Here is an 18633-nt window from a genome sequence, read left to right as displayed (position 1 = left end):
GGCGCCTCTTCGCCCCTGATTCGCCTGCGATGCTCGGCTCGCTCATGGCGGACCTGAACATCAAAAGCCACAGCTGCACCCAGTAGATCCACGCCATGCATGGATGCCTCTGCTTTGGCGAAGAATCACGCGAACCCGTAGAGCCAAGCATGGCTCTACGGATAGCGGGATCTCAGAACGGCTTGGCCAGCACCAGCCACACGATCGGAATGAACGCCAGCAGCGGGATCTCGTTGATCCAGCGCAGCGCGCGCGACGACGGCAGCGCCCTGCCCTTGGCCACGCCCTTCAGCAGCCGCCCGATCCAGATGAAGTACGCCAGCAACACCACGACCAGCCCCAGCTTGGCGTGCAGCCAACCGGCACCGCCCGGGGCGACCATGGTCGGGAAGTCCGGAATGACCTTGTAGCCCAGCCACAGCACCAGCCCGAGCAGGAATGCCAGGCCGAACATCGAGTGGCCGAAGCGGTACAGGCGCAGGCCCATCAGCTGCAGGCGCTCGGTCACCGCCGGCTGGCCTGCGGTCTCGGCCAGGTTGACCAGGATGCGCGGCAGGTAGAACACCGTGGCCATCCACGCCACCACGAACACGATGTGGAAGGTCTTGACCCAGTAGTAGCTCTGCATGCGCTCGCTCCGGCGGCTGGCGTAGGTTGGCGGCCATTCTCGCATGCCATGGCAAGGCGGCCGCAGGCACGCACGCCGCGACACATCGACGCATGGCGCGCCGCAACACCGTACGATAGGCGCCGTTTTCCCCGATCGCGCACCGCCCCATGGACAAGACCTACGACGCCGCCTACTTCCAACGCTGGTACCGCCGCGCCGACATCGGCGGCAGCGCCCGCCTGGCGCGCAAGGTCGCGTTGGCCGTGGCCAGCGCCGAGTACTACCTGGAGCGGCCGATCCGCAGCGTGCTGGACATCGGCTGCGGCGAAGGCGCCTGGCGCGCGCCGCTGCTGAAGCTGCGTCCGAAGGTCGAATACCTCGGCTTCGACAGCAGCGAGTACGCTGTGCGCCGCTACGGCCGCACCCGCAACCTGCACCTGGCCCGCTTTGGCGACTTCGCCTGGCTGCGGCCCTGCGCCCCGGTCGACCTGCTGGTCTGCTCGGACGTGATGCACTACGTGCCCGACCGCGAGCTGCGTGCCGGACTGGCCGGCGTGGCGGAGCTGACCGGCGGCGTGGCCTTCCTGGAGACCTTCGCCGCCGAAGACGCGTTCGAGGGCGACCACGAGGGCTTCCAGGCCCGCCCGGCGCGCTGGTACCGACGGACGCTGGCCCGCCAAGGCCTGCAGCCGGTCGGGTCGCACTGCTGGCTCGGCCCCGCCTTGGCAGGCGATGCGGCCGCGCTGGAACGGATGTGAATCCGGATTCATTATTTTCAGCCGACTTAACCTGCGGGACACCCGGATGGGATATGCTGCGCGGCAACATATGACCATACATATTCGGTCGTCATGCTCTATCAACTGCACGAACTGACCCGCAACCTGCTCGCCCCCTGGGTGCACCAGGCCCAGGCCAACGCCAAATTCTTCGCCAACCAGGGCCACTGGTGGTCGCAGATGCCCGGTGCCGATCGCCTGGCAGCGGTCAATGAACTCTTCCACCGCATCGGCAAGGATTACGAGAAGCCCGAGTGGGGCATCAACGAAATCGACGTCGATGGCGAGCGCGTGCCAATCGTCGTGCACGAGGAAGTGAGCAAGCCGTTCTGCAAGCTGCTGCGCTTCAAGCGCCACAGCAATGAAGCCGACCAGCTCCACACCATGCTCAACCAGCCGTTCGTGCTGGTGGTGGCGCCGTTGTCGGGCCACCACGCCACGCTGCTGCGCGATACCGTGCGCACGCTGCTGCGCGACCACCGCGTGTACGTCACCGACTGGGTGGATGCGCGCATGGTGCCGGCCAGCGAAGGCGAATTCGGCCTGGACGATTACATCGCCTACATCCAGGAGTTCATCCGCCACCTTGGCGTGGAGCGCCTGCACGTGGTGAGCGTCTGCCAGCCGACCGTGCCGGTACTGGCTGCGGTTTCGCTGATGGCCAGCCGTGGCGAACCGACGCCGCGCACGCTGGTGATGATGGGTGGCCCGATCGATGCACGCTGCAGCCCGACCGCAGTGAACAACCTGGCCACGCAGAACCCGCTGTCGTGGTTCGAGAACAACGTCATCCACACCGTGCCGGCCAGCTATCCCGGCGCCGGCCGCCGCGTGTACCCGGGCTTCCTGCAGCATGCCGGCTTCCTGTCGATGAATCCGAGCCGCCACTTCAGCTCGCACTGGGATTTCTACACCGACCTGGTCAAGGGCGACCTGGAAGACGCCGACGCGCACCGTCGTTTCTACGACGAGTACAACGCGGTGCTGGACATGCCGGCCAAGTATTACCTCGACACCATCCGCGTGGTGTTCCAGGACTTCCTGCTGCCGCGTGGCGAGTGGGTGGTCAACGGCGAGAAGGTCGATCCGTCGGCGATCCGCGATACCGCGCTGCTGAGCATCGAAGGCGAGCTGGACGACATCGCCGGCCTCGGCCAGACCGAAGCCGCGCAGGCGCTGTGCACCGGTATCGCGGCTGACCGCCGCGAGCATTTCATCGTCGAAGGTGCCGGCCATTACGGCATCTTCAGCGGCCGTCGCTGGCGCGAAGTGGTGTACCCGAAGGTGCGCGACTTCTTCGCCGCACATGCCGAAGCCCCGGCGGCGAAGGCCACGAAGAAGAAGAGCAACGTGACCCCGTTGCGGCGCAAGGCGGGGTAATGCCCCGCCCGACCCGGGGTCGGACCCCTTTCCAACGGAAAGGGCTCTGACCCCAGCACGATCGGATCCGGGGTCATAGCCCTGTTCTGCGAACAGGGCTATGACCCCTGACCGCTTACAACCGCACCAGCAGGTTCTTGGCGATCAGCCCATGCAGTTTGCCGATGCCGCGTGCCAGGTGCATCGTCAGCAGCAGCAGCAACGCGCCCACGGCGGCAACCACGATCGCTACCAGCGGCGAGGCCGCCATCGGCAGCACGTTCACGCCGTCGACGTAGACGCCCGGAATGTCGCCGCTGAAGATCGCCGCGACCGGCGCCCAGATCAGGCCCAGCGACAGTGACAGCAGGGTCACCGCGATGGTGAAGTAGACCACGCCCAGCGGCAGCATCAGCACGAAGTACAGCAGGGTCAGCCAGGTGCGGCCATCGGTGAACATGTCGCCGACGCGCTGCAGCCAGGTGCGGCTGCGGTCGGTATAGCGCGGACGGCGCGGCATGCGTTCGCCCAGCAGCGCTTCCACCAGCCGCCCTTCCAGCAGCGCCAGCCCGCGCACCGAGCCGAAGAACAGCACGGTCAGCGGAATGCCGATGATCAGGACCAGCAGGCCCAGCGACAATGACAGGCCGGTCACCACCCAGGTGAAGAAGAAGATGCCGGTGGCCAGCGACAGCAGCATGTAGAACAGCGCGCCATAGGTGTGCGGATCGGCCACCACGCCGAAGAAGCGGGCCAGCAGCGAGCGCTGTACCGGCGCCGGTGGCGGCGCGGCGGGCTCGACACCACTGGCTTCGGCCGCCGCACGCAGCACCGGCGCGGTATCCGCACGCGGTGTACGCAGCGCGCGGTTCACGGTCACTTCGGTCTCGCGGTAGATCTCGGCCACTTCGTCCGGTGCGCCATAGCTGCCGGCGACGTCGGCGATCACCTCGGCCTCGCTGCGGCCCGGCTGCGCGGCCAGCTCCGAACGCAGGTACTCCTCAGCGTCGTACAGCGCGTCCTGCACCATCGCCGGATCGGCGCCCTCCAGCGCCGCGCGCAGCTGCGTCAGGTACTGTGGAATGGTGGTCGGCAGGGCTCGGCCTGCCAGGCTCGGGTCGTTCATTGCGGTACCCCCTCCAACACGGAATCGACGGAATCGCGGGTGGCCTGCCAGGCCTGGCGCCACTGCGCCAGCACGTCGCGGCCACGTTCGTTGATGCGGTAGTAGCGCCGCGGCGGCCCGCTGCTGGACGGCTCCACATGGCTTTCCAGCAGCCCGGCGCCCTCCAGGTTGCGCAGCACCGGGTACAGCGCGCTCTGCTTGCCGCTCAGCACGCCCTCGCCCACCCGCTCCAGTTCCTTCGCGATCAGATACCCGTACAGCGGCTCGCCGGCCCGGGCCAGCACCGCCAGCAGGGCCAGCGACACCGTTCCGGCGCTCAGCTCCTTCTGGAACTTCTTCAGGTGGACATCGTCCTCGGACATGGCCGGCCCTCCACTACGTTGAAGTCCACACTAGTACGAAGTTCGGTATAGCGAATGTGTCGTTAGTCATCGTGCCGGTTGGCGTGGCCGGGCCGCTCGCGCAGAATCGAAGCCTCGTTCATGTTCCGGGGTTCCCATGCCGCACCGTCGTCGCCTTGCCCTGACCGCCCTCGCCTGCCTGCTGCCCGCCCTGGCCAGCGCGGCCACGCCCTACCGCAGCCCGCAGCAGATCCTCGACGCGTCGGCGGCCAGCGACTGGCGCACCCCGGACCCGGCCAACCTGCTGTACATGGACCTGCCGGCCGGGCGGGTGATCATCGAGCTGGCGCCCCAATTCGCCCCGCGCCATGTCGCCAACATCCAGACCTTCGCCCACGAGCACTTCTGGGACGGCACCAGCATCTACCGCTCGCAGGACAACTTCGTGGTGCAGTTCGGTGATGCCGACGCCGATGACGCCGCCAAGGCCAAGCCGTTCGGTAGTGCCGCGCGCAAGCTGCCGGCTGAATTCGAACGCGCCAGCGCCGGCCTGAAGGTCAGCGTGCTGCCGGATCGCGACGGCTGGGCCGCGCAGACCGGTTTCGTCGACGGCTTCCCGGTCGGCCAGGACCCGCAGGCCGGCAAGGCCTGGCTGGCGCACTGCTACGGTATGCTCGGCGCCGGCCGCAGCAACGAGGAAGACAGCAGCATCGGTGCCGAACTGTACGTGGTGACCGGGCAGTCGCCGCGCCAGCTGGACCGCAACATCACCCTGGTCGGCCGCGTGCTGAAAGGCATGGAACTGCTCAGTGCAACCCCGCGCGGCCCGGCGCCGATGGGCTTCTACACCGACCCGAAGCTGCGTACGCCGATCGTGTCGATCCACCGTGCCAGCGACGTGCCGGCAGCCGAGCGCACCCCGATCCAGGTGCTGCGTACCGACTCGAAGACCTTCGCCGATACGGTGGAGGCGCGTCGCAATCGCGTGGATGATTTCTACAAGCGCCCGGCGGGGCATATCGATCTTTGCAATGTTCCGGTGCCGGTGAAGTAGCGCCGTCGCAGGTTCTGCGCGTGGCGCGTGCTGAAGGCGCTTCATCGTTCATGGGCGTTACTTTTCTTTTCGCGCGAAAAGAAAAGTAACCAAAAGAAACGCGCCGCCAGGTTGCGAGCCGCCGTGCTTCGCACGCCGGTCCCCTGCGCTTCTCGGTGAATCAGGGGACGGCGCGAGGAAGTCAGCCGACTAACAGTCGGCTCTACAGGACATCGGCGCCTCTTCGCCCCTGATTCCCCTGCGATGCTCGGCTCGCTCAAAGCGGACTGGAAGGTCAAGATCAACCGCAAAAGCATCCACGCATGGCGTGGATCTACTGGGTGCAGCTGTGGCCTTTGATCTGGGTCCGCCTTGAGCGAGCCGAGCACCGCAGGTCCGGCGAGGGCGAAGAGGCGCGGGTGTCTGAGCGCAGCGAGTTCCCGTGCCGTCCCTCGACGGGCCGAGGAGCGCAGGGCACCGATGCGCAACGCGCATCGGCTCGTGACCGGCGGAACGTTTCTTTTGGTTACTTTTCTTTGCGCACAAAGAAAAGTGACGCCCATGAACGATGAAGCACCTTCAGCACGCGCCACGCGCAAAACGCCAACGCATCAGCCCTTCTGACTCACCGCCACGCTACCCAGAATCAACGCACCCGCAATCAGCATCTGCAGCGTCACCGGCTCACCCAGGAACAACCACGCAAACGCCGCACCGAACAGCGGAATCAGGTAGGTCACCGTCGACGCGCGTGACGGACCGATACGGCCGATCAAACGATAGAACATCAGGAACGCCAGCCCGGTGCAGGCCACGCCCAGTGCGATCGCCGCGCCCCACGCCTTCAGCGGAATTGCCGCCTGCGGCCAGTGGGTCACCGCCATCGGCAGCATCCACAGTGAGGCACACGACAGCGTCGCAGCCGCAGCTGCCGCCGACGGCAGGCCGGTCATGTGCCGCTTCACCAGGTTCACGCCCAGGCCGTACAGCAGCGACGCAGCGGCGCCGGCGAGTACGGCGGTGCCGATGCTCAGGCCCGAGACCTTGGCCGTGGCCAATACCACCACGCCGGCGAAGCCGACCAGCAACGCGCCAGCGCGGCGCATGCCGATCTTCTCGCCGAAGAACAGGAAGGCGATCAGCGCGGCGAACAGCACGGTCATCGCATTGCAGATCGCACCGATCGCGGCCGGTGCCTGTTCGGCGGCATAGGCGAACAGCACGAACGGCAGCGCCGAGTTGATCAGGCCGATCGGCGCCAGCCACAGCCAGCGCCGCGGCGGAAACTGTGCGCGGGCGCGCCACAGGAACGGCAGCAGCACCAGCGCGCCCAGCACCAGCCGCACCTCGACCAGCGCGAACGGGCCGAACGACGGCACCGCTACCCGCATGAACAGGAAGGAACAGCCCCAGATGGCGCCCAGCAGGGTCAATTCCAGCGGCGTGCGCCAGTCGCGCTCGGCCACCTGTGGGACCGCATTCATGCCCTGCCTCCGTCCATCGTCTGTTCCTCGCCAAGGCAGACAGGATCGGGCGCAGACGCCCGCCGCACAAGCGCGTAGTATCGCTGCCAGCCACAAATATGGTTTGAGGCTCAACATGCAGCTACGCCCTTCCCTGCTCCCCGCACTGGCCGTGTTCGCGGTCGCCGCGCGCCACCAGAACTTCGCCCAGGCCGCCCAGGAGCTGCACCTGACCGCAAGCGCGGTCAGCCATCACGTGCGCCGCCTGGAGGAGGTGCTGGATACCCGGCTGTTCCTGCGCCATGCCCGCGGCGTGCGCCTGACCGCCGAGGGCCGGCAGCTGGCCGACGCCGCCAGCGCCGCCTTCACCGATGTCGCGGCGGTCGCCCACCATCTGCACCCGGACGCGGACAGCGTGCCATTGCGGATCACCACGCTGCGCTCGCTGTCGTACTGCTGGCTGCTGCCGCGGTTGCCGCGTTTCACCCAGGCCCATCCGCACATCCGCATCGAGCTGCATACCGGCAGCGGCCTGGACCGCTACGACGACAACGGGCCGGAGGTCGGCATCCGCTATGGCCTGGGCCAGTGGCCCGGCCTGCGTGCGCAGCACCTGATGGATGACTACCTGTTCCCGGTGGCCTCACCGGCGCTGGCCGGGGTCGAAACGCTGGTCGATCCGGCGCGCATCGCTGACCTGCCGCTGTTGACCGACCTTTCGCCACAGGGCTGGCGTGACTGGTTCCGTCATGCCGGCGTGCGCCCGCCCTCGCCGCTGCCGCCGATGCATACCTTCGCCGACAGTACCGATGCGATGCGTGCCGCGGTGTACGGCATGGGCGCGGTGCTGGCACGCACCCACATCGCGCAGCCCTACCTGCAGCGCTACGAGGTGGTGCGCCTGCCCGGCCCGGCGCTGAAAGCGCGCTACGCGTATCACGTGGTGCATGCCGAAGGACAACCGCCTAGCCACGCCGCGCGCCTGTTCATCGACTGGTTGCTGGAGCAGGCGCAGGACGAACGCACGCCGATTCCCGCGTTGCCGGAAAGCCTGCTCGGGCGCCCGGCCACGCACGGCTGACTGCGCCCTCACCCGTTCTTTGCTTCACGCTGGCTAGGCTGCAGGCAACCCCACACCGTATCGACGCCATGGCCATGCTGCGACTGCGCATCACCGGAACCGAAGACGACGCCCGCGCGATCAGCGACCTGCTGCTCGGCCTGGATGGCATCGAACATGTCGAGGAAACCGACGACCTGATGCCGCACATGGACGACGACGATTCCAGTTCGGCCGGGCTGTCCGATGACATTGGCCCGGGCATCCACGAACTGGAAGTGGAAGTCGGCAATGAAAGCACCGCGCAGAAGGTGCGCGATGCCGTGCAGGAACTGGCACTGGAGCTGGACGTGTTCGTGGAATACGAAACCGACGAGGGTTGATGCCAGCGGGTTGCCGGCATCAACCTTCACCTCAGAGGCTGGGCGGCAGCGTGCGGCGGCGGCGACGCCACCACGCCCGCACTCCCCAGGCCGCGATCAGGGCGAGCACCGCCACCGGCAGCAGCGCGGCCGCGGCGCGGATCAGGAACGCAATACTGGTGCTGAGGATGCTGCCTGATTCGCTCAGCGCCTCACCGATCTCGCTGCGGCTGCGCTGGCCCGAGGTGGTGTCGAAGTGGATCGTCACCAGCTGGGTATCGATGCGCCGGCGCTGCTGGGCGGCATCCTTGTTGGCCTGCTCGACGCCCGCTTCGATCTCCGACAGGCGCGTGGTGATCGCCATCAGGTCTTCGATCTTCAGGTCCTTGCGGTCCTGGTAGGACAGCAGCCGCGCATGTTCCTTCTCCAGCCGCGCCTTGGTCAGTGCCGTATCGGCCACGGCTTGCGCGAGATCTTCGGCGCGCGTGTTGCGCGACTGCAGTTTTCCACCTTCACCGGCCATCGCGATCAACGGCTCGGCGCCCTTCGGCGCGATGCGCACCTTGACCTCGCCGCTGGGCTGCTCGCCGCTGCGCTGGTCAACCTGCAGCACCGCACAGTCGCCGAACTTCGCACTCTGGCAGGCCTGTGCGATTTGCTGGATGCGCGGTGCGATCTGCGCCGCCTCCAGCTGCACCTGCACGTCATGTTCGTAGGCGAGGAACGCGCCTTCCGGCGACGCGACAGCGGCATCGGCCGCAGTCGCGCCGGCCTCTGCCGCGCGCTCGCCGTTCCTGGCGCAGGCCACGAGTGCCAGCAGCAGTACCGGCATCGCTATCACGCGCGTCCACGCGCGCAGCGACCTCACAGAGCGGCCCCGTTGTAGGAGGTCACCGAAAGACCGGCCAGATCCACCTGCGGCACGCAGCGCACGTTCACCGCCACCATCGGCGTACCGGTGCGCGGGTCGACCGCTTCGCTGTACGGCGCGATGCCGCACTCGCGGCAGTGGTGGTGATCGATGTGCGCCTTGTTGAAATGATAGGTCGCCACGTCCGCCGGATCGGTGGTCAGCTGGAACGCCTCGCGCGGGGCGAACCACAGCAGGCTGCCGCGGCGGCGGCACATCGAGCAGTTGCAGTCGATGACGTCGCTGATCGGCGTCCCGGCCTGTACGGTGAATGCGATCCTGCCGCAATGGCAGCTTCCCTGGTATTCCATGTCCTGCGCTCCGCTGGAGAGTCCCTGTCTGCGCCCATGGTAATCCTATGGCACGGGGACAAAGCAGCCCCGGGGGCCTATGCTCGGGGTTTGACCCTGTACAGGAACGCCGATGCGCCCGCATCTTCTTGCCCTCGCCCTGGTCGCCGCCCTGGCCGGTTGCCAGCCGGCCGACGCCCCGACCAACGGTTCCACCCCGGCCGCCAGCCAGCAGGCCGGTGACGCGGCGGTCGATGCCGCCTTCGCCGACCTGTCCAAGCGCGCCCTGGACACCTGGATGCAGCTCTCGCCGGTCAGCGCCACCCAGATCGGTGACCACCGCTACGACAGCGAGCTGGATGACCTGAGTGCCGCCGGCCAGCAGAAGACCGTGGCCGCCTACAAGGCATTGCTGGGCGAGCTGGACAAGATCGAGGTGGCCAAGCTGGGCCGCGAGAACCAGGTGGACGCAGCGATCCTGCGCAACCAGCTGCAGTCGGAGATCTGGAACGCCGAAGTGCTGCAGTCCGGCAAGTGGGACCCGCAGCTGTACAACGGCATCGCCGGCAGCGCGATCTACGGCCTGATGGCCCGCGAGTTCGCGCCGCTGCCGGAGCGCCTGAAGTCGGCCACCGCGCGCATGGAAAAGCTGCCGGCGATCTTCGCCCAGGCCCGCGAGAACCTGGATCCGGCCCGCGTGCCGAAGATCCACGCCGAGACGGTGGCCAAGCAGAACAAGGGCATCCTCAGCATCGTCGATACCTTCATCACCCCGCACATCGGTGAACTGCCGCAGGCCGACCAGCAGCGCCTGCAGGCCGCCATCGACGGCCTGAAGAAGGCCGTGGACGAACAGCAGACCTGGCTGGACAAGACCCTGGTGCCGAACGCCAAGGGTGACTTCCGCATCGGTGCGGAAAAGTACGACCAGAAGCTGAAGTTCGCGCTGAGCTCCTCGCTGTCGCGCCAGGAGATCGGTGAGCGTGCACGCGCCGAACTCAAGCGCGTGCGCGAAGACATGTACGGCATCGCGCAGACCGTGCTGAAGGACAAGCCGGGTGCGCCGGAAATGCCGGCCCAGCCGACCGACGAGCAGCAGCAGAAGGCGATCGAGGCGGCACTGGAACTGGCCTACGCCGACAAGCCGGCGCGCGACAAGGTAGTCGACGACGCCAAGGCCGCGCTGGAGCAGTCCACCGCGTTCGTGCGCGAGCACGATCTGGTGACCCTGCCCGATGCGCCGGTGGACATCATCCTGATGCCGGAATTCCAGCGTGGCGTGGCTGTGGCCTACTGCGATTCGCCGGGCCCGCTGGACAAGAACCTGAAGACCTTCTACGCCGTGTCGCCGATTCCGGACGACTGGAACGAGAAGCAGGTCGACTCGTTCCTGCGTGAGTACAACTCGCGCATGATCCACCTGCTGAGCATCCACGAAGGCACCCCGGGCCACTACCTGGAAGGCTGGCACTCGGCCAAGTTCCCCTCGACCCTGCGTGCGGTGCTGCGTTCGGGCCTGTTCGCTGAAGGCTGGGCGGTCTATACCGAGCGCATGATGCAGGAGCAGGGTTACCTCAACAACGACCCGCTGTTCCACCTGGTGCAGCTGAAGTTCTACCTGCGCACGATCTCCAACGCGATCCTCGACCAGGGCGTGCACGTGGACAACTGGGATCGCGAGAAGGCGATGCACCTGATGACCCACGACGCGTTCCAGCAGGAAAGCGAAGCCGCCGGCAAGTGGGTGCGCGCGCAGCTGACCTCGGCGCAGCTGCCGACCTACTTCGTCGGTGCTCAGGAACACTTCGATACGCGCAAGGCGGTGCAGGAAAAGCTGGGCGACAAGTTCAACCTGAAGGCGTACCACGACCAGGTGCTGTCCTACGGCGCACCGCCGGTGCGCTTCGCCCGCCAGCTGATGCTGGACCAGCCGATCGAGTGATCGCGCAGGTGTGAGTTGAACGAGAGCGGCCCGGGCAAACCCGGGCCGTTCTGTTTGTGCAGGATCGCCACGCCATCGCCGCATCACATGCCGGCAACATGGCCAGGCGCATCGTTCGCCGGGCTCCCCCTTCCGCCGGTTTCCATGTCGCTCCCCTTGCTTCGCCTCGCCCTGCTGCCCGCGCTGCTGGCCAGTGCGGGTGCCTGCGCTGCCTGCCCGCCGCCACCGGCGGGACAGCCCGACATCCACGCCCTGGGCTACTACACCGACAAGGCCGGCTCGGTGATCGACCCGGTACTGCACCAGCAGAACAAGGACGCCACCGCGCCGCTGGACCGCTATGCCGCCGATGTGGCGCGCATGAGCGATGACTACCTGCGCACCGGTGACCGGGCGGCGGCGCAATGCACGCTGGCCTGGCTGGGTGCGTGGGCCGACGATGGCGCCATGCTCGGGCAGATGATCCGGGTCAACAACGATCAGTCGTTCTACATGCGGCAGTGGATGCTCGATGCGCTAGCGATGGCCTACCTGAAGGTGCATGACCAGGCCAACCCGCAGCAGCGCGCGCGCATCGACCCCTGGCTGCAGAAGCTGGCACGGGCCAACCTGGCGTATTGGGACAACCCGAAACGGCGCCGCAACAACCACTACTACTGGGGCGGCCTGGGCGTACTGGCCACCGGCCTGGCCACGAGTGACGAGGCCTTGTGGCAGGCAGGCCACTCCGCCTTCCAGAAGGGCATCGATGACATCCAGGACGATGGCAGCCTGCCGCTGGAGATGGCGCGCGGGCAACGTGCCCTGCACTACCACGACTACGCATTGGCGCCGCTGGTGATGATGGCTGAGCTGGCGCGGCTGCGCGGCCAGGACTGGTACGCCAGCAGGGATCACGCCATCGACCGCCTTGCCCGCCGCGTCGTCGAAGGCAGCAAGGACCCTGCGTGGTTCAACCAACACACCGGCGTTGCACAGCTGCCCCTGCAGGCCAGCGGCTGGGTCGAGTTCTACCGGTTGCGATCACCGGATGGCGGCCTGTTCGACGCCGCGCATGCACGCGGCCCGTTCCACTCGCCACGGCTGGGCGGCGACCTTACGCTGATGGCCACGCATGGCATCGTGCGCGCGCCGCTGCGTTAGCGGCGTACCTCAGCGCGCTGCCGGATGCAGCAGGCGTTGGAACTCGGCGACGGTGCAGCCCTGCGCCGCGCACCCCGGCACACGAAGCGCGACGCGGCCCGGCGGCTGCGCGTTGGTCAGCGGCAGCGCATCGCGCAGCTGCGCGGTGGTCGGGTAGACGTAGGCCAGGCGGATCCGTTCCTCGCCGCGGTGGCGGTCACGCCAGCGCTCGAACTGCAGCAGGCCGCCGATCGGCGTCTTCTCGTACTGGCCCGGCAGGCTGTAGTCGCTGATGCCCAACGCCGCCAGCACCGAACCGATATTGGAATCGTGACCGACCAGCAGGCTCACTTTCGGCGATGCGGGATCTTCCAACAACGCCTCCACGCGTGCCAGCAACGGTCCGGCCACATCCCGCGCCACCTCGGGCGTTCCGAACAGGATGTCCTGGTAGCGGTTGCGGATCTGCGCCAACGCCTGCCATTGGCCTTCCGTGTTCAAGCGGCCCCAACCTTCGCGCGAAGTACCGCTTCCCTGGTAGTGCTCCATCAACAGGGCATCGACCAGTCCACTGGCCAGGGCCAACGAACCGGACGCGCGTGGCTCCTTGCCCGGTTCCGCATTGAAGGTCGTGTCGGCCAGCATCAGATGGCAGTCGCTGCGCCCCTTGCATGCCGCCGACTGCGGATAGCGGGTGATCGCCTCCACCACGGACAGCGCCGGAGCCAGATCGGATGCGGCCAGCGCCTGCTGCATCGCCGACACCGCACGTGCGCGGAACGCCGCGTCATCGCGGTGGATCACCGGATTGAACAGCGGGTCCATCGTGCCCAGCGGCATGCGCTGCTCGAACGCAAAATGACAGCCCGGGAAGGCACCGGCAACGAAGAACTGCGCGGTGGCCTGGGTGCGCTGCAGGCTGTTGGCATGGGCGTGGAAGTCATCCGGCTGCGGGCAATCCGACGGCGGCAGCAGCTGTGCCTGGCGCAGCCACTGGCCGATGTAGCGGCCCATGTAGACCTCCAGCACGCCGCCCTTGGTGGTCAGCGCGCCCGAGGCAACGTCCCAGCCTGGCCAGCGCTCTGGCGTGGCATTGGCCAGCGCGCCCGATGCCACCACCGGCGCGCGCAGGTTGTGGCGGCTGAGCAGGACCACCTGCTCGAGCTGGTCGCCTTGCATGGGGGCCGGCGCCGCAGTTGCGGCCGTGGTCGCCAGGCTGAGTGCCAACAGCAGCGCAATCATTGATCGGCGGCCACGAAACCACCGGTCTGCCGCGCCCACAACCGCGCGTACAGGCCACCGGCTGCAATCAGCTCGGCGTGGGTGCCGGTCTCGACGATGCGGCCCTGGTCCATCACCACCAGCCGGTCCATGCGCGCGATGGTCGACAACCGGTGCGCGATCGCGATCACCGTCTTGCCGCCCATCAGCTCGTCCAGGCTGTCCTGGATCGCCGCTTCCACTTCCGAATCCAGCGCCGAGGTCGCCTCATCCAGCACCAGGATCGGTGCGTCCTTCAGCAGCACGCGGGCAATGGCGATGCGCTGGCGCTGGCCGCCGGACAGCTTCACGCCGCGCTCGCCGACATGCGCGTCGTAGCCACGACGCCCCTGCCCGTCCACCAGCGTATCGATGAAGGCTTCGGCACGCGCCTTGGCCACGGCTGCGCGCAACTGCTCATCGGTCGCGTCGGGACGGCCGTACAGCAGGTTGTCGCGGATCGAGCGATGCAGCAGCGAGGTGTCCTGGGTGACCACGCCGATCTGCTGGCGCAGGCTTTCCTGGGTGACGTACGCAATGTCCTGGCCGTCGATCAGGATGCGGCCGCTTTCCAGGTCGTACAGGCGCAGCAGCACGTTGACCAGGGTCGACTTGCCGGCACCGGAAGGACCCACCAGGCCGATCTTCTCGCCGGGCTTCACCACCAGGTCGAGGCCGGCGATCACGCCGCCCTTCTTGCCATAGTGGAAGTGGATGTCCTGGAAATGCACGCCACCACGGGTCACCTGCAATGGCACCGCATCCTCGCGGTCCTGCACGGTCAGCGGCTGGGCGATCGTGGTGATGCCATCCTGCACCGTGCCGATGTCCTCGAAGATGCCGTTGATGGTCCACATGATCCAGCCGGACATGTTGTGGATGCGGATCACCAGGCCGGTGGCCAGGGTGATCGCGCCGACGGTGATGTGCCCGCCGTTCCACAGCCACAGCGCCAGCCCGCAGGTACCGGCGATCAGGAAGCCGTTGACGATGGCGATGGTCAGGTCCATGCCGGTGGTCACCCGGGTCTGCGCGCGGTGCTTGACCGCCAGTTCCTGGATCGATTCGGCGACGTAGGCCTGCTCGCGTCCGCCATGGGCGAACAGCTTCAGCGTGGGAATGTTGGTGTAGCCATCGACGATGCGCCCCATCGCCTTGGAACGTGCCTCGGACGCGATCCAGGCCCGTTCCTTCGCGCGCGGCACGAAGTAGACCATGATCACCGCATAGGCCAGCAGCCACAGGATCAGCGGCACCATCAGCCGCCAGTCGGCCTGCGCGAACAGGTACAGCGCGGTGCCGGTGTAGACCACGATGTACCAGAGCGAATCGACCATCTGCACCGCCGATTCGCGCAGCGAGGTGCCGGTCTGCATCACCCGGTTGGCGACGCTGCCGGCGAAATCGTTCTGGAAGAAGCTCAGGCTCTGCCGCACCACGTAGTTGTGCATCAGCCAGCGCGAGCGGTTGCTCAGGCCGGGCACGATGGCCTGGTTGACCAGCAGGTTGTGCAGGCCGACCAGGATCGGCCGCGCGATGACCGTGATGAACAGCATCCAGCCCAGTTCATTGGCGTGGCGCTTGAAGAAATCGGCCCCCGGTTGCTCGGCGACCATGTCGACGATGCGACCCAGGTAATCGAACATCGCCACTTCCACCAGCGCCAGCAGCAGTCCGGCGATCAGGGTCGCCAGCAGCACCGGCCACACCGGGCGCAGGTAGTGCAGGTAGAACGGCAGCACCTTGCGCGGTGGCATGCGCCCATCCACGGGCGGGAACACCGGGATCAGGGATTCAAACCAACGGAACATCGCACTCCCTCGCCTCTTGCAAGCGGCGAAGTATCCCACGCCGGATGTGTACGCCAGCCGATGATCGCCCCGGCTCCGGTAGTGCCGGCCGCTGGCCGGCACCCTTGCGACGCATCCGGGGATCATGAGGTTGCCGGCCAGCGGCCGGCACTACCCATCGGATTCGTCAAACGTCAGCGCCGGGCCACGCCCGGCGGCGTCATTTCACCGGGGTGAACAGCAGGTCCTGGAAATCGAAGCTGAAATCGGTCAGGTCGGAGATCGACTGCATGCGCACCTCGCTCACCTTGCCGTCCGGGTCCAGGCTGAAGTTCACGAACGCGTCGGCGTTGAGCGAACGGTCGTCCCAGCGCACGATGAAGGTGTCGTGCTGCCAGTGCTCCAGCCGGCCGCTCAGCTGCGCGGTCTTCATGAAGCGCAGGCGCAGCCCCCTGCCCTCGGCAGTAATCTGCATGTCGCCATACCAGCGGTCGCGGAACGTGCCGGTGTAGCCGGCCAGCGGCAGCGACGGCTTGCTGCCCTTGTCGCGCGCGCCCTGGTGCTTGGCCCAGGCCTCGTCGGCCTTGTCCTGGCCCTTGGCCACGGCCTTGGTATAGGCGTCTACCCAGTCGTGCTTCTCGCCGCCCAGATAGGCATCAAGCACGCTCAGGGTGATCGCGTTGAACGCCGCACCCACTTCCTGGTTGGTCAGCACCACCACCCCCAGCTTCTCGCCCGGCACCAGGGTCAGCCGCGAAACCATGCCCGGCCAGCCCCCGGTGTGCCAGACCAGCTTCTGCCCGCGGTAATCGCTCAGGCTCCAGCCTTCGCCGTAGCCGGCAAAGTTGGCCCGCGCCGGTGCCAGCTCCGGCACGCTCGGCGCCGGGATCGACTGCGGGGTGATCATCCGCCACATCTGCTGCTGGCTCTTTTCGCTGAACAGCGCGGTGCCGTCGGCCAGCTTGCCCTCGGCCAGCTGCACCTGCATCCAGCGTGCCATGTCGTGCGCACTGGAATAGATGCCACCAGCGCCGGCATTGTTCGACCAGGTCAACGGCGCGACGGTGCGCAGGTCCTTGAAATCGTACTTGGCGTGGCCGACCGCCGCCTTGTCGCCCGGCTTCAGGTGGTCGGCGTTGTAGCGCGTACCGGCCATGCCCACCTTGTCGAAGATGCGGGTCTGCAGGAACTGCTGGTAGCTCATGCCGGAGACGTGCTCGATCACCTGCTGGGCGACCGCGTACAGGATGTTGTCGTAGGCGTAGCTCTCGCGGAAGCCGCCTTTCAACGGCACTTTGCCCAGCCGCTGTACCACTTCGGCGTTGCTGTAGGAGGTGGTCGGCCAGAACAGCAGGTCACCGGCGCCCAGGCTCAGGCCGCTGCGATGCGACAGCAGGTCACGAATGGTCATCTGCCCGGTCACGAACGGATCGGACATGCGGAACGACGGCAGGTGGTCGATCACCTTGTCGTCCATCTTCAGCTTGCCGTCCTCGGCCAGCAGGTTCAGCGAGGTGGCGGTGAACGCCTTGGTATTGGAGGCGATCGCGAACAGCGTGTCGGCCTGCACCGGCTCCGGCTTGCCCTGCTCGCGCACACCCCAGCCGCGCTCCAGCACCACCTGGCCGTCCTTGACCACGGCCACGGCGATGCCGGGCACGTCGAACTGCGCGCGCACGCGCTCGACGGTCGCATCCAGGTCCTGCAGCGGCGGCGGGGTCGCCGCGCTCGCCATGGTCGTGCACGCCAGCAGCACGGCACCTCCGATCCAGGTTTTCATCCAGCACGATCTCCGAACAGGGGTAGCGGCCGTGTGCAGGCCGTCACCGGGGTTTCGCGGGATGGTAACGGTCCGCGGCGCACGCTGCCCTGTGCCATAGGAGGGGTGTCATGGGCGAGAACGGCCAACCCAGCAGCGGCTCCACCATCATTCCGTGCCTGCGCTACCGCGACGCGCAGGCCGCCATCGGCTGGCTGCAGCGCGCCTTCGGCTTCCATGCCCAGGCCGTCTACGCCGATGGCGATACGGTCTTCCATGCGCAGCTCACCTTCGGCCACGGCATGATCATGCTCGGTTCGGTCAACAAGGAAAGCGAGTGGAACCAGCATGCCGTGATGCCTGACGAGGTCGGCGGACGCCAGACCCAGAGCGCCTGCGTGATCGTCACCGATGCCGATGCGCACTATGCCCGGGCCAAGGCCGCCGGCGCGCGCATCGTCATCGACATCGCCGACCAGGACTACGGCGGCCGTGGCTACGCCTGCGCCGACCCGGAAGGCTACCTGTGGTGGTTCGGCAGCTACGATCCGTGGCGCGCGGACCACGGCCAATGACCACAGCTGCCGGCCAGGCGGCCATCCGCTGCGGCATCGGCGGCTGGGTGTTTCCCGAATGGCGCGGCGGTGTGTTCTATCCAGCAGACCTGCCGCAGCGCGAGGAACTGGCCCATGCCAGCCGCGCCCTGCGCTGCATCGAGATCAATGGCACGTTCTACCGCACGCCCACTGCGGCCCAGTGCGCACAATGGGCCGCACAGACTCCCGACGGTTTCCGCTTCTCGATGAAGGCGCCGCGCTACCTGGTGCAGCGCCGTGACCTGTCCAGCACCGTGGAGGCCGCCGCACCGTTCCTCGAAGCGGCGTTGGCGCTCGGTGACCGGCTCGGCCCGTTGTTGTGGCAGTTCGATCCGCGCCATCCGGCCGACGCCGATGCATTGGACGCGCTGATGGCGCAGCTGCCGAAGCAGCTTGAGGGGGTGCCGCTGCAACACGCGCTGGAGGTGCGCAACGCCGGGGCACATGGCCCGGCGCTGGTCGCTGCCGCGCGCCGCCACGGCGTGGCGCTGGTGATCGAGGACAGCGACGAGACGCCCCTGCACGGTGATGTCAGTGCCGGCTTCGTCTACGCGCGGATCAAGCGCAGCCAGGCCCGCTTGAACGAAGGCCTGCCGGCGCCGCTGCAGCAGCGCTGGGCCGAACGTGCCCTGCGCTGGTCCCGCGGCGAGCCGGTGGATGACCTGCCCTGCCTGGCCGGGCCGGCCCCGGGAACCCCGCGCGAGGTCTACCTGCTGTGCATCGGCGCAGGCAAGGCACGCAACCCGGCGGCGGCGATGGCCCTGCAGCGGCGGGTGGACGCCCCCCGCAATTCCTCACGCGGATAGCGCTGCGGTCATCGCCTTGCCTCAC

18 protein-coding genes are annotated in these 18633 nt (G+C 67.4%); 9 read left to right on the top strand and 9 right to left on the bottom strand.

Annotation, left to right across the window (positions count from 1 at the left end):
• Positions 1-172: 172 nt before the first annotated feature.
• On the bottom strand, positions 173-628 hold the full coding sequence (locus ACZK1G_RS06615; protein WP_014036492.1) for a CopD family protein: 456 nt from the start codon (positions 626-628) through the stop codon (positions 173-175).
• A gap of 149 nt (positions 629-777) precedes the next feature.
• Here ACZK1G_RS06615 and ACZK1G_RS06610 point away from each other — a divergent pair, with 149 nt between their 5' ends.
• Positions 778-1368 (top strand): class I SAM-dependent DNA methyltransferase, encoded by a 591-nt coding sequence (locus ACZK1G_RS06610; protein WP_049446269.1) that lies wholly within the window; start codon positions 778-780, stop codon positions 1366-1368.
• Positions 1369-1461: 93 nt separating this feature from the next.
• The gene (locus ACZK1G_RS06605; protein ID WP_014036491.1) at positions 1462-2769 is read left to right on the top strand and encodes a polyhydroxyalkanoate depolymerase; all 1308 of its coding nucleotides are present in this window, start codon (positions 1462-1464) and stop codon (positions 2767-2769) included.
• A gap of 115 nt (positions 2770-2884) precedes the next feature.
• On the opposite strand, the gene ACZK1G_RS06600 is transcribed toward ACZK1G_RS06605, so the two are convergent.
• Positions 2885-3874, bottom strand: a complete 990-nt coding sequence (locus ACZK1G_RS06600; RefSeq protein WP_049446272.1) for a sensor domain-containing protein — start codon at positions 3872-3874, stop codon at positions 2885-2887.
• Positions 3871-4236 carry a PadR family transcriptional regulator gene (locus tag ACZK1G_RS06595; RefSeq protein WP_010486360.1) on the bottom strand — a complete coding sequence of 122 codons (366 nt, stop codon included), beginning with the start codon at positions 4234-4236 and terminating at the stop codon, positions 3871-3873. The genes ACZK1G_RS06600 and ACZK1G_RS06595 overlap by 4 nt, the downstream gene beginning before the upstream one ends.
• 136 nt (positions 4237-4372) lie before the next feature.
• Between ACZK1G_RS06595 and ACZK1G_RS06590 the strand changes: the two genes are divergently transcribed.
• Positions 4373-5269, top strand: coding sequence for a peptidylprolyl isomerase (locus ACZK1G_RS06590; protein WP_101765185.1), 897 nt, complete (start codon positions 4373-4375; stop codon positions 5267-5269).
• A 590-nt stretch (positions 5270-5859) separates the two neighbouring features.
• Here the strand turns inward: ACZK1G_RS06590 and ACZK1G_RS06585 are convergent.
• Complete coding sequence (locus tag ACZK1G_RS06585) at positions 5860-6732, bottom strand: DMT family transporter (protein WP_101765184.1); 873 nt, start codon at positions 6730-6732, stop codon at positions 5860-5862.
• 115 nt (positions 6733-6847) lie between these two features.
• Between ACZK1G_RS06585 and ACZK1G_RS06580 the strand changes: the two genes are divergently transcribed.
• Together ACZK1G_RS06580 and ACZK1G_RS06575 are read left to right on the top strand one after the other, a co-directional pair.
• Complete coding sequence (locus ACZK1G_RS06580) at positions 6848-7792, top strand: LysR substrate-binding domain-containing protein (protein WP_101765183.1); 945 nt, start codon at positions 6848-6850, stop codon at positions 7790-7792.
• 68 nt (positions 7793-7860) lie between these two features.
• Positions 7861-8154 carry a hypothetical protein gene (locus ACZK1G_RS06575; protein ID WP_005415831.1) on the top strand — a complete coding sequence of 98 codons (294 nt, stop codon included), beginning with the start codon at positions 7861-7863 and terminating at the stop codon, positions 8152-8154.
• A gap of 31 nt (positions 8155-8185) precedes the next feature.
• Here the strand turns inward: ACZK1G_RS06575 and ACZK1G_RS06570 are convergent, their stop codons facing one another.
• The gene (locus ACZK1G_RS06570) at positions 8186-8965 is read right to left on the bottom strand and encodes a DUF4349 domain-containing protein (protein ID WP_182474421.1); all 780 of its coding nucleotides are present in this window, start codon (positions 8963-8965) and stop codon (positions 8186-8188) included.
• A gap of 32 nt (positions 8966-8997) precedes the next feature.
• Positions 8998-9354, bottom strand: coding sequence for a GFA family protein (locus tag ACZK1G_RS06565; RefSeq protein ID WP_014036484.1), 357 nt, complete (start codon positions 9352-9354; stop codon positions 8998-9000).
• 112 nt (positions 9355-9466) lie between these two features.
• On the opposite strand from ACZK1G_RS06565, the gene ACZK1G_RS06560 reads away from it, so the two are divergent.
• Both ACZK1G_RS06560 and ACZK1G_RS06555 read left to right on the top strand, forming a co-directional pair.
• Complete coding sequence (locus ACZK1G_RS06560) at positions 9467-11275, top strand: DUF885 domain-containing protein (protein ID WP_014036483.1); 1809 nt, start codon at positions 9467-9469, stop codon at positions 11273-11275.
• A 144-nt stretch (positions 11276-11419) separates the two neighbouring features.
• Positions 11420-12418 (top strand): polysaccharide lyase, encoded by a 999-nt coding sequence (locus tag ACZK1G_RS06555; RefSeq protein ID WP_101765182.1) that lies wholly within the window; start codon positions 11420-11422, stop codon positions 12416-12418.
• A gap of 9 nt (positions 12419-12427) precedes the next feature.
• On the opposite strand, the gene agp is transcribed toward ACZK1G_RS06555, so the two are convergent.
• From agp to ACZK1G_RS06540, 3 genes are all read right to left on the bottom strand, one after another.
• Complete coding sequence (gene agp / locus ACZK1G_RS06550) at positions 12428-13639, bottom strand: bifunctional glucose-1-phosphatase/inositol phosphatase (protein WP_101765181.1); 1212 nt, start codon at positions 13637-13639, stop codon at positions 12428-12430.
• Positions 13636-15468: a multidrug efflux ABC transporter SmrA gene (gene smrA, locus ACZK1G_RS06545; protein WP_014036480.1), complete on the bottom strand. Its 1833-nt coding sequence runs from the start codon at positions 15466-15468 to the stop codon at positions 13636-13638. The genes agp and smrA overlap by 4 nt, the downstream gene beginning before the upstream one ends.
• 199 nt (positions 15469-15667) lie before the next feature.
• Entirely contained in the window at positions 15668-17227 is a 1560-nt protein-coding gene (locus ACZK1G_RS06540; RefSeq protein WP_101765180.1) for a serine hydrolase, read from the bottom strand.
• A gap of 110 nt (positions 17228-17337) precedes the next feature.
• Here ACZK1G_RS06540 and ACZK1G_RS06535 point away from each other — a divergent pair, with 110 nt between their 5' ends.
• Together ACZK1G_RS06535 and ACZK1G_RS06530 are read left to right on the top strand one after the other, a co-directional pair.
• Positions 17338-17781: a VOC family protein gene (locus tag ACZK1G_RS06535; RefSeq protein ID WP_101765179.1), complete on the top strand. Its 444-nt coding sequence runs from the start codon at positions 17338-17340 to the stop codon at positions 17779-17781.
• The gene (locus tag ACZK1G_RS06530; RefSeq protein ID WP_101765178.1) at positions 17778-18608 is read left to right on the top strand and encodes a DUF72 domain-containing protein; all 831 of its coding nucleotides are present in this window, start codon (positions 17778-17780) and stop codon (positions 18606-18608) included. Before ACZK1G_RS06535 ends, ACZK1G_RS06530 begins: the two co-directional genes overlap by 4 nt.
• Positions 18609-18633: the final 25 nt, after the last annotated feature.

The organism is Stenotrophomonas sp. 109824_Sma (assembly GCF_056480025.1).
The sequence above is the reverse complement of the archived record's forward strand: the minus strand, read 5'-3'. Positions and strand labels throughout refer to the sequence as shown.

What these genes read in the sequence shown, in the direction of transcription:
- ACZK1G_RS06610 (WP_049446269.1), top strand. Translation starts at nt 778, where the DNA reads ATGGACAAGACCTACGACGCCGCCTACTTCCAACGCTGGTACCGCCGC.
- ACZK1G_RS06580 (WP_101765183.1), top strand. Translation starts at nt 6,848, where the DNA reads ATGCAGCTACGCCCTTCCCTGCTCCCCGCACTGGCCGTGTTCGCGGTC.
- ACZK1G_RS06530 (WP_101765178.1), top strand. Translation starts at nt 17,778, where the DNA reads ATGACCACAGCTGCCGGCCAGGCGGCCATCCGCTGCGGCATCGGCGGC.
- ACZK1G_RS06560 (WP_014036483.1), top strand. Translation starts at nt 9,467, where the DNA reads ATGCGCCCGCATCTTCTTGCCCTCGCCCTGGTCGCCGCCCTGGCCGGT.
- ACZK1G_RS06585 (WP_101765184.1), bottom strand. Translation starts at nt 6,732, where the DNA reads ATGAATGCGGTCCCACAGGTGGCCGAGCGCGACTGGCGCACGCCGCTG.
- ACZK1G_RS06575 (WP_005415831.1), top strand. Translation starts at nt 7,861, where the DNA reads ATGGCCATGCTGCGACTGCGCATCACCGGAACCGAAGACGACGCCCGC.
- ACZK1G_RS06590 (WP_101765185.1), top strand. Translation starts at nt 4,373, where the DNA reads ATGCCGCACCGTCGTCGCCTTGCCCTGACCGCCCTCGCCTGCCTGCTG.
- ACZK1G_RS06615 (WP_014036492.1), bottom strand. Translation starts at nt 628, where the DNA reads ATGCAGAGCTACTACTGGGTCAAGACCTTCCACATCGTGTTCGTGGTG.
- agp (WP_101765181.1), bottom strand. Translation starts at nt 13,639, where the DNA reads ATGATTGCGCTGCTGTTGGCACTCAGCCTGGCGACCACGGCCGCAACT.
- ACZK1G_RS06555 (WP_101765182.1), top strand. Translation starts at nt 11,420, where the DNA reads ATGTCGCTCCCCTTGCTTCGCCTCGCCCTGCTGCCCGCGCTGCTGGCC.
- ACZK1G_RS06600 (WP_049446272.1), bottom strand. Translation starts at nt 3,874, where the DNA reads ATGAACGACCCGAGCCTGGCAGGCCGAGCCCTGCCGACCACCATTCCA.
- smrA (WP_014036480.1), bottom strand. Translation starts at nt 15,468, where the DNA reads ATGTTCCGTTGGTTTGAATCCCTGATCCCGGTGTTCCCGCCCGTGGAT.
- ACZK1G_RS06595 (WP_010486360.1), bottom strand. Translation starts at nt 4,236, where the DNA reads ATGTCCGAGGACGATGTCCACCTGAAGAAGTTCCAGAAGGAGCTGAGC.
- ACZK1G_RS06540 (WP_101765180.1), bottom strand. Translation starts at nt 17,227, where the DNA reads ATGAAAACCTGGATCGGAGGTGCCGTGCTGCTGGCGTGCACGACCATG.
- ACZK1G_RS06605 (WP_014036491.1), top strand. Translation starts at nt 1,462, where the DNA reads ATGCTCTATCAACTGCACGAACTGACCCGCAACCTGCTCGCCCCCTGG.
- ACZK1G_RS06535 (WP_101765179.1), top strand. Translation starts at nt 17,338, where the DNA reads ATGGGCGAGAACGGCCAACCCAGCAGCGGCTCCACCATCATTCCGTGC.
- ACZK1G_RS06565 (WP_014036484.1), bottom strand. Translation starts at nt 9,354, where the DNA reads ATGGAATACCAGGGAAGCTGCCATTGCGGCAGGATCGCATTCACCGTA.
- ACZK1G_RS06570 (WP_182474421.1), bottom strand. Translation starts at nt 8,965, where the DNA reads ATGCCGGTACTGCTGCTGGCACTCGTGGCCTGCGCCAGGAACGGCGAG.